At 62.0% G+C, this 1,617-nt stretch carries 2 protein-coding genes; both read left to right on the top strand.

The window, feature by feature from the left end; genetic code table 11:
• Positions 1–25: 25 nt before the first annotated feature.
• On the top strand, positions 26–472 hold the full coding sequence (locus tag Q7J58_RS15995) for a tripartite tricarboxylate transporter TctB family protein (protein WP_304830214.1): 447 nt from the start codon (positions 26–28) through the stop codon (positions 470–472).
• Positions 473–526: 54 nt separating this feature from the next.
• Positions 527–1,617, top strand: a 1,091-nt coding sequence (locus tag Q7J58_RS15990) for a tripartite tricarboxylate transporter permease (protein WP_304830212.1), incomplete at its 3' end; no start/stop codon positions are given.

The following is a 1,617-nucleotide window of genomic DNA, read 5'->3' as shown; positions in this document are numbered from 1 at the left end:
CGACTTTCAACTGGAGACGATACACATGAAACACAAGGACATGCAGGATGTTCTCGGCGGCTTGGGGTTGGCTGCCCTCGGGGTGTTTGCGGCGGTCTACGCCCAGCGCTACGAGTTCGGCGATCTCAACCGCATGGGTGCGGGCTTCTTTCCGGTCTCGCTGGGCATCTTGCTGGCAGTTCTGGGGGTCATGATCGCGGTTCCGGCCTTTTTTCGCAGTGGGCCAGCCATCGAGCTGAAATGGAAGACATTCGCCCTGGTCATGGCCAGCGTGGTCGCCTTTGCCCTCACGCTGAAGGTGCTGGGCCTGGTTCTGGCGACCGTGCTGGCTGTGGTGGTGGCCACGCTGGCCGACAACGAAACCCGCTGGAAAAGCCGCCTGATGATTGCAGCAGGCGTCGCACTGATCACCTACCTGGTGTTTGGACTGGGCCTCGGCATGGTGTTGCCTACATGGCCATGGAGCCCCTGATGGCAAACACCTCCCAGACCGCTCACCCCACAACACACTGAGAGACACAACACCATGGACATTCTCAACGGTCTGATGCTGGGCCTTGAATCGGCATTGAATCCGGTCACGCTGCTGTATTGCTTTATTGGCGTTTTTCTGGGCACGCTGATTGGCGTGTTGCCCGGCATCGGGGCTCTTGCCGCTATTTCGCTGCTGCTGCCCATCACATACCACATCCCCCCCACCGCAGCCATCGTGATGCTGGCGGGCGTGTATTACGGTGCCCAATACGGCGGCTCCACCGCGTCGATTCTGCTGAACCTGCCGGGCACACCGTCGTCGGCGGTGGCCTGCCTGGACGGCTACCCCATGGCCAAGCAGGGCCGGGCGGGTGTTGCGCTGTTCATGACCACCATCGCCTCGTTCGTCGGCTCGATGCTGGGCATTCTGGCGCTGGTCTTGTTCTCGCCAGCGATTGCTGAGCTGGGCCTGAAATTCGGCGCCGCCGAGTACTTTGCCATGATGCTGCTGGGCCTCATTGCCGCTTCAGCGCTGGCCTCGGGTTCGCCCGCCAAAGGCTTGTCCATGGTGGTGCTGGGCTTGCTGCTGGGCACGGTGGGCACCGACGTCAACTCGGGCCAGGCGCGCTTTGACTTCGGCATCCCGGAGCTGATGGGCGGCATCAACCTGGTGGCGTTGGCCATGGGCGTGTTCGGCATTTCTGAAGTGATCTCCGGCATCAACCAGGTGCGGGGCAGCGACGTCAAGGAAAAAATCACCCTGCGCACCATGACACCCACGCGCAAGGATGTGAAAGATTCGATCATGCCCATGCTGCGCGGCACGGGTATTGGCAGTTTCTTCGGCGCCTTGCCTGGCACCGGCGCTTCCATTGCCTCGTTCATGTCCTACGCCGTCGAAAAGAAAATTGCCAAGGACCCCAGCCGTTTTGGCAACGGCGCCATTGAAGGCGTGACCGCGCCCGAAGCGGCCAACAACGCCGCCGCACAAACCGCCTTTGTGCCCACGCTGTCGCTGGGCATTCCGGGCGACGCCGTGATGGCGCTGATGCTGGGCGCGTTGATCATCCACGGCATCCAGCCCGGCCCGATGCTCATGTCCCAGCAACCCGATCTGTTCTGGGGCCTGATCGTGAGCTTCGG

It is taken from the genome of Hydrogenophaga sp., assembly GCF_030656115.1.
Taxonomy (GTDB): Bacteria; Pseudomonadota; Gammaproteobacteria; order Burkholderiales; family Burkholderiaceae_C; genus Hydrogenophaga.
This window is presented reverse-complemented; position numbering and strand designations above follow the sequence as displayed.